Raw genomic sequence first — 14,046 nt, 5'->3', positions numbered from 1 at the left:
CCACCTCGGTTACGACTTCTTCTCTTCCACCGGCTCTGTCGGCTTCTTCTCATCTCCCGGCATCGGGGCCGCAGCCTTCGCCGGGGGGGCGACCGGAACGGTGAACATCTTGATGCGGTTCAGCAAGTCGGCGGGCGTGCCGCTCAGCGCGATGGACAGCACGGTGAGCTTTGACTTCATCTCCGCGTTCGCTTCCGCTTGCAAGGCGGTGGCGATGGCCATGTTCACCTCGGCCGTGGACATCTTGCCGTGGGCCTGAATGTGGCGGATGGCGGCGTCGGCGGCCTTGCCGCGGAGAGCGAGCGGGCGGGCAGCCGTGGCCGCGAAGCGGAGCAAATCTTGCTGTGCTTCCGCAACGGGGATGCGGCTCAGGGCTTCGATGGCCCCTTCCGCCAAGTCGTCGCTGCCGAGGGCAGTCCGCAGGGCGGGCACGGCCGGCGTCAGGTCGTAGCCGGTTTGCTCACCGACGGCCAACCGCCGCAGCCAATCGACGGCCATCTTGGTGGATGCCTTCCGCTCGCCTGGGTCGCGCGGCCGTTGGGCGGGGTCGGCGATGGTCGCTTGCACCTCGTAGGCGAGGCCGTACTTCACGCTGCCAGCGGTCGAACCGGCCGAGTACGGCTCGGCGATGATCGACACGTTCTTGTAGTTCTGCACGGCTTGCTTCAGGCGGGCTTCCAGCAGCGGGTCAATGCCGGGTGCCCGAGGTAGGTCGAGTTCCTCAACGTCGAGCCGGGCGTAGACCTTCTGATTCACCAGCCGCAAGTCCGGCGTCAGGGCCGTTTCAAGTTGCTCGATCAGGCGAATGAGCGTGTCGGTCGGCGCGTCTTCGATGGCCTTCGCCAACTCCGGTTGTTTGTTGAGCAGGAGGGTGTAGCTGCGTAACTCGCGGAACGGCGTCGGCGCAAAATCCGGTGCCGGGTCGTACTCGGCGAGCAGCGCGGCGAGCGTCAATTGCGGGAGGCGGAGGCCGAGCCGCGAGTGCAGAGCCGGGGCCGTACCGAGATTGGCCGCGGCCACGATCCGCCGCATCCGGGCGAGGCGGCCGTCGTAAATCCGCATCAGTTGCCGGTCGCGGAACTCGACGTTCACCCGGCGGAGGTCGTCGTTCTCAGATTTCGTCTTCCGACGGTCGATCTCGTAGGGGGGGGGGATGACGATGTCCGTCGTCTCGGTCGCGGCGATCAATGCGGCTAACCGGGCGAGCAGCGTCTCGACCGTCACCGGCGTCGGCTTGTCGGGCGAAGCGATCACCAGCACCGGCCGGCGGCCCGCGTTGACGTTCGCCGCCAGTTGGGCGAGCACGTCCTTCAGTTCCGGTTCGGCGACGTGGCGGTCGAGCAAGATCAGGTCGAAGTCCGAGGTCCGGTTCACTCGCTTGAAGAGTTCCCGACCGCTGCCGATCACCTCGGCCTGATAGCCGATCGACCGCATCAGCCCCGCGACCTGATCGCCGCGCACGCTCAGCGGGTCCACGATCAGCGCCCGGCCCATCGTGTTGTCGGCCGCCCCGGCTTCGCTACCGGCGGCCCGTTTCAGCACGTCGATGATGCGGGCGTGGGCACCGTGCTGGACCGGTGGGAGTTTCAACAGGGCGGCGGCGGCGGCGAGTTGCACGCGGGGGTCGGAGTAGTTCAACGCCTTCACCAACGGGGCCGGCCGGGCGTCTTTACTGCCCTCGCGGATGGTGGGGATGGCGGCCGACTTCTCGGCCCGGTCGCCGAGGGCTTGCGTCAGCCCGAAGGCGAGGGCCGGCCGCTTCTCGGCCAGCGCGGCGTCGAGCATGCTGAGGAGCATCGGGGCCGGGGCGGCCGCGAGCAGTTGCGACACGCCCGGTTCGCTCTTGGCGAGGTCGCCGAAGTTCGTCCGCTCGACCGCCCGCTCCGTGGCGAGGGTCAGGAACATTTCCTGGGCCAACTCCGAGCCGGGCCGCCGTTCGATGGCCCACTTCAGGTACTTCAGCCCGAACTGTTCTTCGGCCTGCGCGAGCGTCAGGTCCACCGGCTTCACGGTCTTAAGCCCGTCGTCCCAGACCCAGGTCTTGACGCGGTTCCGGAGCTTGTCGTGGGCGGCGAAACTGCCGCGGCGTTCGAGCATCGGCTGGGCGTACCGAACGAGTTCCACGTCGGCCTGTTGGTTGTCGCTGCGGTCGCCGGAGAGGAGGCGGAGGGTCTGAACCGCCGCGTCGCGGAGGGCGGCACTTTCCTCGGGCGGGGCCGAGGCGAGGTACCACAGGTACGGGGCAAAGTTGGTGTCGGCCTTACCCACGAGGTTAAGAATGTCGGGCCGGGCGGCGAGGGCGCGGATGAGGCCGACCTTCAGTTCGTCGACCACGTTCTCGGTGGCGACCACGAGGCCGGGGACCACGTCGGCTTTCAGCCGCGTCACGGCCGTCAGCGCGCCGGTTCGGTAGTCGGTGGACGTGTTGATCCGCAGGTTCTCGACCAGCACCGGCACGACGGCGTCGCCGGCCCGGTTGAGTTCCTGGATGGCGAAGTCCCGCTCCTCGCGCGTCTCGCCGAGGTTCTGCACGAGGCGGAGGAGCCGCTTCGGGTCGCGGAGCAGCTTCTCGTTCGCCTTCATGGCGGCGGCGATGATCCCCTCGACGACGGTCTTCTTGAAGTCCTCGTCCTTCTTGGGGTCCGGCAGCCACCGCGGCACGTTTCGCAAGTTCTGGAAGACGGCCGCCCCGTACTTGGTCTCGAGGTCGAGGTAGTCCTGGTCGGCCGGCTTCAGGTTGAGGAAGTCCTTTAACGAGTCGGCGGCGAGTTCCAGGCTACCGACCTGGAGCAAGTCGCGGGCATTGCGGAAGACGTCGGCGGGCGTTTTCGCCGCTTCCTGGGCGGTCGCCGGAAGCACGCCCCCGAGCAAGAGGCCGAGCGCGAGAAGGGTCACGCGGATTCGCACGGGGGAATTCCTCCGAAGTTGCCGAGTCTCGGGGTGCCGACGACGGACCGCTTGCGCGAAGGGGGCCGAGGGTATCCCAGCATTCTGCGCGCGGCCGTCACTTTAAGCAATCGACTTCGGCGGCGACCAGGTCCGTGTACGTCTCGCGGCGACGGATGAGGCGATGTGTACCGCCTGTGACGAGAACCTCGGCCGCGCGACAGCGGGCGTTGTAGTTCGAGGCCATCGCCATGCCGTACGCCCCGGCGCTGAACACCGCGAGCAACTCGCCGCGGTGCAACTCCGGCAGGTTCCGCGCTTTCGCCAGAAAGTCGCCCGACTCGCACACCGGGCCGACGACGTCCTGCTTGATCGTGCCGGGGATGTCCGCCTCGTAGTCAGCGGGTTGTTCCGGCACGGTATCCTTCGGCGTCACCGGCCAGATGCGGTGGAACGAGTCGTACAGCGTCGGCCGGATCAGGTCGTTCATCGCGGCGTCCTGGATGACGTACCGCTTGCCGCCGGTTTCCTTCGTGAACACCACGCGGGACACGAGGATACCGGCGTTGCCGACGATGAACCGCCCCGGTTCGAGGACCAACTGGCAGCCCGTCTCCTTCACCGCTGGCAGGATTTCCTTCGCGAACGCGCTCGCGTGGAGGGCTTCCTGCTTGCGGTAGTGGATGCCGAAGCCGCCGCCCATGTTTAGAACGGTGACGTTGTGCCCTTGTTTGCGGAGTTCCGTGATCAGTTTCACGCCCTTCTCCGCCCCCTGCTTGTACGGCTCGGCCGAGAGAATCGGCGAACCCAGGTGCATGTGCAGCCCGGCCACGCAGAGGTTTTTGTGCCCGACGACGCCCTTCGCCACGTCGAGGACCGTCTCGATGTCGAGGCCGAACTTGACGCCTTTAACGGACGTGTCGGTTTTGACGTGCGTCTTCGGCGGCAAGTCGGGGTTCACCCGCAAGGCGACGTTCGCGACGACGCCCATCTTCTCGGCGACGGCCCCAATGGCGTGCAGTTCCTGCTCGCTCTCCACGTCGAACAGGTAGACCTTGTTTTCGAGGGCGAATTGAATCTCGGCGTCCGACTTGCCGACGCCGGCGAAGACGATCTTGGCGTCCGATGGCCCGGCCTTCATCGCCCGGTAGAACTCGCCGCCGGAGGTCACATCGAAGCCCGCCCCGTGCTGGCCCATGAGCCGGGCGATGCTGAGGTTGCCGTTGGCCTTGATGCTGTAACAGATGATCGGCTTCGCCTCGGCAAAGGCATCCTGAATCTGCTTGAGGTGGTGGACGAGGGTGGCCTCGCTGTAGACGTACAGCGGCGTGCCGTAGTGGGCGGCGAGTTCCGCCACGGGCACGTCGTCACAGTAGAGGGAGCGGTTGCGGTACGCGAAATGGTCCATGAGTCTTGGTGATCCTGAATGGGGTAGTGGTTCCTGTTGTTGTACGATGAGGGCGAGGAGGATCGAGCCATGCCGCTCCGCGACCACTTTCGCCCGCCGGTGGACGACCAGCACAGTTGGGAAGAACTGCACGGCCAGTGGCCGGCCGTAATCGTCCAACAGTTGCGACCGCACCTACCACCGGGGTTTATTGCCGGGCCGCGCGTCCACCCCGGTTCTCAGATCGAAGTTGATGTCGCCACTTACGAGAAAGACAACGCCCCGCCGTTCGCGGCCGACACGAGTGACGGCGGGGGAGCGGTGGCCGTCTGGGCCGAACCCACCGTCGAAGTCGAAGCCTTGCTCGACTTCGACGAGTACGAAGTTCGCGTCTACGACGTACAACGCGGCCGCCGGCTGGTCGCGGCCGTCGAGATCGTCAGCCCGGCGAACAAGGATCGACCGGAGAGTCGCCGGGCGTTTGTCGCGAAGTGTTCGGCGCTGATCCAACAAGGCGTCGCGGTGAGCATCGTGGACCTCGTCACGACGAAGCGTTTCAACCTTTTTCTCGACCTGTTGGAAACGATCGGCCACACCGACCCGACGCTCGGCGATCCGCCGCCGCCGACCTACGCTGCCTCGTGCCGAGCCGTCAAGCGCGGGAAGAAGACGCTGTTCCAGGCACGGTCGCACCACCTGGAACTCGGCCGGCCGCTGCCGACGCTGCCACTCTGGCTGGACTCCGAACGGGTCGTGCCGCTGGACTTGGAAGCGAGCTACGAGCAAGCTTGCCACGACCTGTGGATCGCCTAACGGCCGATTGCCGATCCGTGGACTTGTGGCACGAGCCCGCGTCGGAACACTTCCACGATTGAGAGCGGTGTCAGCACGTCTGCGATTCCGGAGGCCAAGTCGGTCGGAGTATACCCGGTGAACGACCACCGCCACGGTCGCCGCTCCCAAATCAGGTACGGCTCTCCTCCAACCACGATCATTGTCCCGTCTGGCAGCGACGGCCACTCGGCCTCAAACGTCCGCTTGGTTCGCGTCGGCCCGACGCGCTCGGCCTGAAGTTGGCGGTCGATGAGTTTGATGGATGGTTCGGTGTCGTCCGTCGAATTTGCGGCCAGCCAGGCGGTCTTGAACTCCCGGTACCGCTCACGGCGGCACTCACCGCACGGCCGGTGGCCTGCGGCGAAGGCGGTCGCCTCGTCCAGAAAGAACAATTCTGAGTAGCGGCCCGGCGAGAAAACCGTCCGCCGGCGGCCGTTGAACTCCAGGCGACAGATCAGCCACGCGGTCAGTTTCCAGGGCCGGACGATTTGTTTATCCGCGTCGTGCAGGATGCCGCGGTTGCCCATCCAGGCACCGCGGGCGGCGACGGCTTGAAGTTCTCCGAGCGGATCAACCCGGTTTCGAAGCGGACTCACGCCAGTCGTTCCTGCCAGCCTCGCAACTGCCGCTCGACTTCGGCGGGAGCAGTCGAGCCGTAGCTCTTGAACGCCGCGAGCGAGTTTGCCACGCCGAGAACGTTGCGAATTTCGGAGCCGATGCCGGGGCACGCTTCCTCGATCGCGGTCGTGGGTAGATCGCTCAGCCGGCAGCGGTCCTGCTCGCAGCGGCGGACGAGTTTGCCGACGGCTTCGTGGGCCGACCGCATCGGCACGCCCTTCGCGATGAAGAACTCCATTAACGTCGTCGCGTCCAGGAAGCCTTCCTCGATCCGGCCGGCGATCACATCCCGCCGCAGTTTCGTCTGGGCCACCAGCGGTGCGGCCACCGAGAGCATCCCGGCCACCGTGTCGAAGGCGTCGAACAGGGCCGTCTTGTCTTCCTGCAAGTCGCGGTTGTACGCCAGCGGCAGGCCCTTGAGCAGCAGGAAGAGTTGTTGCAGGCAGCCGATCACACGGGCCGACTTGCCGCGGGTGAGTTCCAGCACGTCCGGGTTCTTCTTGTGCGGCATGATGCTCGACCCGGTGCAGAACGCATCCGGCAGTTCCACGAAGTTGAACTCCGTGGTGCTCCAGATGATCCACTCCTCGGCCCACCCGCTCAGGTGCGTGGCGATCAGCGACAGGTCGAAGACGAACTCGATCAGGAAGTCGCGGTCGCTCGACACGTCCAGGCTGTTGCGGGCGACGGAATCGAAGCCGAGCTTTTCACGGACGGACTCTCGATTAATCGGCAGCGACGTGCCGGCCAGCGCCGCCGCCCCGAGGGGCAGTACGTTCACCCGCTTCCGCGCGTCGGCCAGCCGCTCGCGGTCGCGCTGGAACTTCTCGGCATATGCCAGGAAGTAGTGGGCCGCCAGCACCGGCTGCGCCCGCTGGAGGTGCGTGTAGCCAGGGATGACGACGCCCTGCTCCCGCTCGGCCGACGCCACGAACGACTTTTGCAGTTCCTTCAGCAGTCCGTCGAGGTCGTCGAGGGCGTCGCGAACCCAGAGCTTTACGTCGGTGACGATCTGATCGTTGCGGCTGCGGGCGGTGTGCAGTTTGCGGCCCACGTCACCGAGCTTCGCGATGAGCGCCCGCTCGATGTGCGTGTGAATGTCTTCGAGCGAGATCGAATACTCCATCTTCCCCGCTTCGATCGTCTCCCCGATTTCGTCGAGGGCCTTCACGATCTGCCCGGCTTCCGCCGCCGTGAGCAGGCCGACCTCCGCCAGCATCCGGGCGTGCGCCTGACTGCCGACGATGTCGTGGCGGTAGAGCCGCTTGTCGAACGAGATCGACTCGGTGAACGCCTCCACGCGGGCGTCGGTGCTGCCGTCGAATCGTCCGCCCCAGGTCTTCTGGCTCATTGCGTTGGTCTCGGTGGGTGACAGTTGGTGTAGCGAGTGGCGGGGCGATCGTCCGAGCGGGGGCGGGGCCGAAATCTTTGACACCCACTCTCCCTCCCGCGGGTATCATTTCAGACGCACCAATCCTCCGAGGCTCTCTCATGCGGAAACTGTTCCTCCTTCTCGCGGCCGCCCTGTTCGCGGCCCCGTCGCCGGCGAAGGCCGACGACCCGACCGGGCCGACCGTCGAGGTTCGAATCCAGGCGATCAAAGACATGCTGCCGCTGGCGTCGTACATCGGCGACCTCGTCGGGCAGGGCGAACCGGCCGAGCAGGGCGTCAACCTCGTGAAGGCGCTCGCCGGCAAGAAGGGCGTCATCGAGGGCGTCGACATCACCCGACCGATCGGCGCGTACGCCGTCATGACGCCGGCCGTAATCGACAGCCCGATCGTCGTGATGGTCCCCGTCGGCGACGAGGCGGCCTTCCTCAACCTCCTCCGCGGCAAACTCAGCCTGAACCCCGAGAAGGGTGACGACGACGTGTACGCGGTGGACGTGCCGAACGTGCCGCCGAAGGTCTACTTCCGGTTCCACAAGGACTACGTCTGCGTCGCCGTCCACAACAAGAAGTCGCTCGACCCGAAGACCCTGCCCAACCCGAAGGAGTTCTTCGCGAAGGAGGACGCCGCGGTGCTGTCGGTGGCAGTCCACCTCGACCGCGTCCCGGCCGACGTGCGGAAGACGGTGCTGGGGCAGATGGAACTGAAGTTCGCCGACGAGAAGGGGAAGCCCGCGAAGTCGCCGGCGGAAGAGAAGGCTCGGGCGCTCGCGCTCGACGCCGCCCTCAGCGGCTTCACCGCCGTCTCAACGGAAGGCCGCACGGCCACCCTGCGGCTGACCCTCGACCCGAAAGCGGACGACATCGGCCTCGCCCTGACGCTGACCGGCAAGGACGGCAGCGACCTGAAGTCGCTGTTCTCCGCCGCCGCCACGCGGACGGCCGTCGCGCCGCTGGCCGCCGCGAAGGACGCGGTGCTGTCGTTCGCCGCCAACCTGCAAGTGCCGGAGAAGTTCCAGAAGCGGTTCGCCGACGCCATCGACCTGGCCATCGGCGAATCGCTGGAGAACGCGAAGGGGAACGATCGCGAGGGGGCCAAGCGGTTCTTCGACGCGATCGAGCCGACGTTGAAGTCCGGCGTGGTGCAATTCGGCGCGTCGCTCACGTCGTCGGCGGCGGACAAGTTCGAACTCCTCGGGGCTGTCCGCATGACCGGCGGCAAGGAGATCGAGAAGCTGGCGCGCGAGTTCGCCCCGCACATCCCGGAGAATCAGGCGAAGGTCAAGTTCGACGTGGAGAAGGCCGGCTCGACGCCGCTGCACGAGGTCGTGCCGACCCTTGAAGAGAAGGCGGAAAAGCTCTTCGGCAAAAACAGCAGCGTGTGGCTGACGACGGCCGACGACCTGTTCGTGGCCGGCTTCGGCTCCAACAGCGCCGCGGTCAAGAAAGTGGCCCAAGCCTCGCCGGCGGCGGTGCCGATCTTCTCGTTCGAGGCCAGCCTCGCCCGATTGCTGCCGGTGGTCGAGGAAAAGTTGAAGCCGGAACAGGTCCGGTCGCTGGTGAAAGAAGTCTTCGACGACGTCAAGCCGGCGGGCAACGACACCGTCAAATTCGCGGTGACGGGCGGCGAGAAGCTGAGCGTGAGCCTCACCGCGAAGGGCAAGGCGTTGAAGTTGCTCGCGCTGCTCGACAAGCGGAAGAAGGAATCGTGAGAAGTGCCTTTCCGGCCTGAAGGGCCGGTTCTGTCAGCCCAGGTCGGAGCGAAGCGCAGGCCTGGGACCGAGAGGTGAAAGTTTTCGGCCCTGAAGGGGCCATTCATTCCGGGCCCGCGTCCGAATGAACGGCCCCTTCAGGGCCGAAAACTTTGGCGCACCCGACCCAGGCCTTCGGCCTGGGCTGACAGAGCCGGCACTTCAGGCCGGGAAACCAAGAGGGGTGGGAAGGGCTGACCCTTCCCACCCCTCTTGGTTTCCGGTCGATTCTCACCGATTGAACAGGAACGCCGGGCTGTTCAGGAGCGCCCACGTCAGGTCTTGCGCCCCGAGCACGCGGGGGTCGGTCGGCGGCACCTTCGCGGCGTCGGCGGCCAGCCGTTGGTGTTCGCGGTCCTGGGCCAAGTAGCGACCGCGGAGGTCGGCCTTGGCCTTGTCCGTCCGCTCCTCCGGCGGCGTGTCGAGCAACTTCGCCAGGTCGGCCGGGACGGGCGATTGCAGCTTCGGGTTCTTGTCCGTCGTCACCGACAGGCGGAACTTGCCGACCGTGTGGCCGGTGCCGAAGCGTTGGTCCATGACGACTGTCAGCGTCACGCCCTTCTCGGCGTTTACCGCCCCCTGGAAGCGGAAGATCGCGGCATGATTCGTCCCGAGTTGCGGCGAAATTGCCCAGCCGGTCGCGGGGTTGTTGTCGATGGCGTTGGCGATCGGGAACGTGGCCTGTTCGAACGTCGCCTGCGGGCTGACCAACTTCACGGCCTTCGCCTTCGTGTCCTCGTCGGCCGTCGGCCGTTGGTTCACCTTGAACTCGTTCAGCACGAAGTTCCCGTTCGGTGCCCGTCCCGGCCCCTTTGCCGGCAGCGACGGGTCGCTAAGGACTTCCAGCCGTAGTGCCGTGAACGCGGCCTTCTCCTTCACGTCGGCCGTGAGGGTGTAAACGTCGGTGGCTTCCAGCGGACCGCTGACGAGGACGCTGCCGTCCTTCTGCACGTCGAGCTTCGCCGCCTTCTTCGCCTCGCCCGGCGTCGGCCCGGCCTTCGAGACGGCCTTCGTCGGCGTCAGCACGGTCCACGCCGTCGGCTTCTGCTCGCGCAGGCCCGCTTCCCAGACTTTCTGCTTCTCGTCGATCGTCTTCTGGTAGGCTTCGAACGCGGCCTTCCGCACCGCGTACTCTTTCACCAGGGCCGCGTGGTCGCCACCGGCGGCCTCCATCGCCTTCACGCCGTTCTCGACCTCGGCCTTCGTCGGGCGGCGGTTCAGCACCGACAGGTAAATCTCCTCGACAACCTTCGCGTCGTCCTTCTCCTTCAGCGTGAACTTGGCGATATGGTTGTTGCCGTCCTGCACGGCGTCGCCGACGACGGGGCCGGAGACGAACGCCAGAACCGGCCCGAGCATCATGCCACTGGAGCGTTCGCACTCGCAGGCACTTTCCCGCACCGGCTTGCCGAGCAGTTCGAGGAAGCTGCCGGGCAGTTCGACGTTGCTATCCAACAGTTGGGCCGCCCGTGCCCCGGCCGGCAGGCCCGGCAGGTGCGTCTGGCTGCCGGTCGTCTTGTAGATGGCGTCGTACAGAACTTCGGCCGGCAGCCGGCGGGCGAGGCCGTGCGAGAAGTTCTGCTCGTCGTCCTTGTTCCAGCGATTCGTGGTGATCGACAGTTGGTACGTCCGCGACTTGCAGATCGTCTTCACCAACTCCTGCACGTTGAACTTCGATTGAATGAACTGCTCCGTCAACTTGTCGAGCAGTTCCGGGTTGGTCGCCGGGTTGCCGGCGCGGATGTCGTCCACCGGCTCGATGATGCCGACGCCGAGCAGGTAGCTCCACATGCGGTTGACGAAGCTCCTGGCGAAGTACGGGTTGTTCGCTGACGTGATCCACTTCGCCACCTGCACCCGCCGCGCCTGATCGCCGGCCCCGGTCTCGGCAACGGGGAACGGGAACTTCGGCGCGGCCGGTTGGCCGGTCCGTTCGTTCTTGATCTCGCCGCCCTTCGCGTCCTCGATCATTTCCGCGAGCGGCTTCGCCCCTTCGACGGCCGTGCCGCCGATCTTCTGGCCCTTGAACTTCGGGTCTTCCTTGCGGCTGACCTGCGCGAAGTACGCCGACAGTTGGTAGTACTGGTCCTGGGTCCACTTCTCGAACGGGTGGTCGTGACACTTGTTGCAGTTGAACCGGATGGCGAGGAACAGTTGCGTCGTGTTCTCCATCGCCGCGTCGGCTTCGCGCAGCACCTTGTAGTACGCGGCCGGCGGGTTGGCGATGTTCGACCCGCTCGCCGTCAGGACGCTGTAGGCGAACTGGTCGTAGGGCACGTTCTTCGCGATCTCTTCGCGAATCCAGGTGCGGAGGGCCTTTGCACCCTGATCGCCGAGGAACTTGCGGTTCACTTGGAGCATGTCGCCCCACTTGTTCGTCCACTGGTCGATGTAGGCGTCGCTGCCGACGAGTTTGTCGATGAGTTCGTCCCGCTTCGCCCGACTCGGCCGGCTGTCAGCGAGGAACGCCCGCACGTCATCGGACGTCGGCGGCAGGCCGGTCAGGTCGATGGTCACCCGGCGGATGAACTCGGCGTCGTTGCAGAGGCTGCTCGCCTCGATCTTCACCTTCTTCAGCTTCGCGTCCACGAGGGTGTCGATGAAGTTCTGCACCGGCTGTTGCTTCCAGGCGTACTCCGAGCGGTCGCCCATCACGACGACGGTGGACGCCGCGTAAGCCCCTTCGTACCGCACGAGCATCGTCGCCTCGCCGCGGCGAACGCTCGTGAGAAGGCCGGTCTTGTCCACGGTAGCGACTTCGGTGTTGCTGCTCTCGATGAAGCTCTCGGCGCTCACGTCCCGCTTGCGGCCGTCGGCGTAGGTGGCGATCACCGCGAACTGCTGCTTCGAGCCGATGGCCTGGATCGTCGGGTTCTTCGGGAACACCTCAATGCCGGTGACTCGCGGGGCGGTCAGGTCGAGGGTAACGCCGTCGGAAATCCACTGCTTGAGCAACTCGTAGTACGGCTCGCCCGGTTGCACTAGCCCGCCGCCAGCGTGCGGCACGGCCCCGGTCGTCTTCAACAACATCAGCGACTTCTCCGGGGCGGCCCGGTTGAACCGCCGGCCTTCCAAGTCATCGGTCAGTGAGCGGTGGTCGAAGATCGCGTCGTACCCGCGGAGCGAGAGTTTGAAGCCGTTCTTCCCCTGAGCCGACCCGTGGCACGTCCCGGCGTTGCACCCGAGCTTCGACAGCACCGGCTGCACGTCGGTGACGAAACTGACCGGCTTAGTGGCCGTCAGCCCGCTCACGACGACCGGCACTTTCGCCGACTGCCCGCCGAGTGACACTGCGATGTCACCGTCGCCGTCGGCCGTCGGGCGGACGAGCCCCGCGGCGGTGATCGTCACCGCCTTCGGGGCTTCGATTTTTGCGATCCGCGTCGCGTCGACGGTGTCGCCGTTGTCGAGCGTCGCCGTGACGAGCAACTGGCTGTAGGCGTACGGCGAGGCCAGATTGACCTTCGCCGGCTGGACGTCGAGTTTCGCGACCTTCGCATTCGGCGGCAACTTCTCAGCCTCAGCCGCGGAGGCGAACGGGGCGAAGGCAAAGAGAGAAAGGGTGAGGAGGTATCGCATGGTTTCGGGGTGTTGGTGGTGGGAGGAATGCCCGGCACGGCCGTGCCCGGGCTTTCGGGTCACTTCGATGCCTTCTTCTCAGTCAGTGGGACGGCGCTGAATTCCTTGAGCAGTTTGCCCGTCGTCGCGTCGTGCAGCCAGACCTTGCCGTCGAAGCCGGCCGACGCGATCGCCTTGCCGTCGGGCTCCCACGCCACGGCGTACACGGCCCCCGTGACCCTCTCGCAGGCCACTTTCTTGCCGCTCTCGACCTCGTAGACGCGGACTTCGCCCTTCCCGTCGAGGCTGCTGACAGCCGCGAACTTGTCGCCGGCCGCGTTGAACCGCACGCACGACGTGCGGCCGGGCATCGGCTCGAACTGCTTCACCTTGTTCGCGTCGTCGCCAATCACCCGCTTCGTCTCGCGGTGCATCTTGTACAGTCGCGGGGTGCCGTCGGAGCCGGCGATTAGCAGTTCGTCGTACACGTTCGGCTTGGCCCCCGGCGTGTCGTCCGGCACTTTCTGCATCTTCTTGTCCTTCATCGGCCGGCGGTCGAGGGCCATCAGCCCGCCCTTGAGCGCGCCCGGCGTGATGCTCGTCACGTTGTCGATGAACCGTTGCGTCGGCACTTCCGTCAGCTTCATGCTCATGTCGCGGCTGATCGAGGCGAGGTGCAGGCCGTCCTGACTGAAGACGGTGCCGAGAACCCAGTCGGAGTGCGTGCCCATTTGCAGCACCTGCTTGCCGGTGTCGGCGTCGATGGCCCGCACGGTGTTGTCGGTGCAGCCGAAGGCGACGATCTTGCCGTCCGGCGACCAACTCACACCCGAGAGGGTGTCGAACGACACCGGCGTCGAGCTTTTCAGCTTCCGCATCGCTACGTTCCAGATTTGGACCTCGCCGAAGCGGCCCGGCGATCCGGCGGCGGCGGCCAACCACTTGCCGTCCGGCGAGAAGGCCAGCGCCCGCACCTGTTCCGACAGGCCGATGAGGCGGCCTTCGATCTTGCTGCCGTCGGCGGTATGGAGCAGGACTTCGTGGTAGCCGGTGACGGCCAACAGTTTGCCGTCCGGCGAGAAGGCCAGCGAGGTCACGACCGGCGGGGCGAGGTACTGGTGCGGGTGGTCTTCATCGACCGTGACTTTCTCCTTCGCGGAGGCCGGCGTGTCGTCCTTCGCCCCTTCCTTGATCCACTGTTCGATCCGCTCGACCTGCTGGGCCGTGAGGGCGTCGCGATTCTTCGGCATCTCGTGCTTGCCGTCCTTCACGCGAATCTCGTCGAGCAAGAAGCTCTCGGCCGGCTTGCCGGGGACGACGCCGGGCTTGCCCGCCTCGCCCGCCTTCAGCAGCCCGGCGAAGTCGGTCATGACGTAATCGCCCTGGGCCTTCGCCGGTTGGTGGCAGCCCTGGCAGTTCTGCTGGAAGATCGGGCGGATGTCTTTGAAGTAGCTGACCGGCCCGCCGGCCGGTTCCGTCTTCGGCTGGGCGTGGAGGGAAGTCGTGAGGCCGACGGTCCCGAGGACCGCCGCCCACGCGAAGCGGAGAGAGCGCATGACGACCTCAAACAGAGACACGCGGCCCGGCCGGCGTGGGTGGGTGAGAATGGTAGTGTAGCAGGA

8 protein-coding genes are annotated in these 14,046 nt (G+C 66.1%); 2 read left to right on the top strand and 6 right to left on the bottom strand.

What is annotated here, in order from left to right; all coding sequences use genetic code 11:
- Positions 1-9: 9 nt before the first annotated feature.
- The gene (locus PX52LOC_RS14410; protein WP_149110760.1) at positions 10-2,907 is read right to left on the bottom strand and encodes a hypothetical protein; all 2,898 of its coding nucleotides are present in this window, start codon (positions 2,905-2,907) and stop codon (positions 10-12) included.
- A 97-nt stretch (positions 2,908-3,004) separates the two neighbouring features.
- Positions 3,005-4,294 carry a diaminopimelate decarboxylase gene (gene lysA / locus PX52LOC_RS14405; RefSeq protein ID WP_149110759.1) on the bottom strand — a complete coding sequence of 430 codons (1,290 nt, stop codon included), beginning with the start codon at positions 4,292-4,294 and terminating at the stop codon, positions 3,005-3,007.
- A gap of 69 nt (positions 4,295-4,363) precedes the next feature.
- Between lysA and PX52LOC_RS14400 the strand changes: the two genes are divergently transcribed.
- Positions 4,364-5,086: a DUF4058 family protein gene (locus tag PX52LOC_RS14400; RefSeq protein WP_149110758.1), complete on the top strand. Its 723-nt coding sequence runs from the start codon at positions 4,364-4,366 to the stop codon at positions 5,084-5,086.
- Here the strand turns inward: PX52LOC_RS14400 and PX52LOC_RS14395 are convergent.
- Both PX52LOC_RS14395 and argH read right to left on the bottom strand, forming a co-directional pair.
- Entirely contained in the window at positions 5,083-5,703 is a 621-nt protein-coding gene (locus tag PX52LOC_RS14395; protein WP_149110757.1) for a hypothetical protein, read from the bottom strand. The two genes, PX52LOC_RS14400 and PX52LOC_RS14395, sit on opposite strands and share 4 nt — an antisense overlap.
- Positions 5,700-7,076: an argininosuccinate lyase gene (gene argH, locus PX52LOC_RS14390; protein WP_149110756.1), complete on the bottom strand. Its 1,377-nt coding sequence runs from the start codon at positions 7,074-7,076 to the stop codon at positions 5,700-5,702. Before argH ends, PX52LOC_RS14395 begins: the two co-directional genes overlap by 4 nt.
- Positions 7,077-7,216: 140 nt before the next feature.
- On the opposite strand from argH, the gene PX52LOC_RS14385 reads away from it, so the two are divergent.
- Positions 7,217-8,827, top strand: coding sequence for a hypothetical protein (locus PX52LOC_RS14385; RefSeq protein WP_149110755.1), 1,611 nt, complete (start codon positions 7,217-7,219; stop codon positions 8,825-8,827).
- 270 nt (positions 8,828-9,097) lie between these two features.
- Here PX52LOC_RS14385 and PX52LOC_RS14380 read toward each other — a convergent pair whose 3' ends face one another.
- Both PX52LOC_RS14380 and PX52LOC_RS14375 read right to left on the bottom strand, forming a co-directional pair.
- A complete protein-coding gene (locus PX52LOC_RS14380; RefSeq protein WP_149110754.1) occupies positions 9,098-12,445 on the bottom strand; it encodes a DUF1549 domain-containing protein in 3,348 nt (1,115 codons plus the stop codon).
- Positions 12,446-12,504: 59 nt separating this feature from the next.
- Complete coding sequence (locus PX52LOC_RS14375) at positions 12,505-13,980, bottom strand: WD40 domain-containing protein (RefSeq protein ID WP_149110753.1); 1,476 nt, start codon at positions 13,978-13,980, stop codon at positions 12,505-12,507.
- Between the last annotated feature and the right edge of the window lie 66 nt (positions 13,981-14,046).

Origin of the sequence: Limnoglobus roseus, assembly GCF_008254045.1 — a bacterium.
Taxonomy (GTDB): Bacteria; Planctomycetota; Planctomycetia; order Gemmatales; family Gemmataceae; genus Limnoglobus; species Limnoglobus roseus.
Note: the sequence above shows the minus strand (reverse complement) of the source record. Positions and strands in the feature narration are given on the sequence as shown.

Coding starts and splice junctions, on each gene's coding strand:
- PX52LOC_RS14385 (WP_149110755.1), top strand. CDS start 7,217: ATGCGGAAACTGTTCCTCCTTCTCGCGGCCGCCCTGTTCGCGGCCCCG.
- PX52LOC_RS14375 (WP_149110753.1), bottom strand. CDS start 13,980: ATGCGCTCTCTCCGCTTCGCGTGGGCGGCGGTCCTCGGGACCGTCGGC.
- PX52LOC_RS14400 (WP_149110758.1), top strand. CDS start 4,364: ATGCCGCTCCGCGACCACTTTCGCCCGCCGGTGGACGACCAGCACAGT.
- lysA (WP_149110759.1), bottom strand. CDS start 4,294: ATGGACCATTTCGCGTACCGCAACCGCTCCCTCTACTGTGACGACGTG.
- argH (WP_149110756.1), bottom strand. CDS start 7,076: ATGAGCCAGAAGACCTGGGGCGGACGATTCGACGGCAGCACCGACGCC.
- PX52LOC_RS14380 (WP_149110754.1), bottom strand. CDS start 12,445: ATGCGATACCTCCTCACCCTTTCTCTCTTTGCCTTCGCCCCGTTCGCC.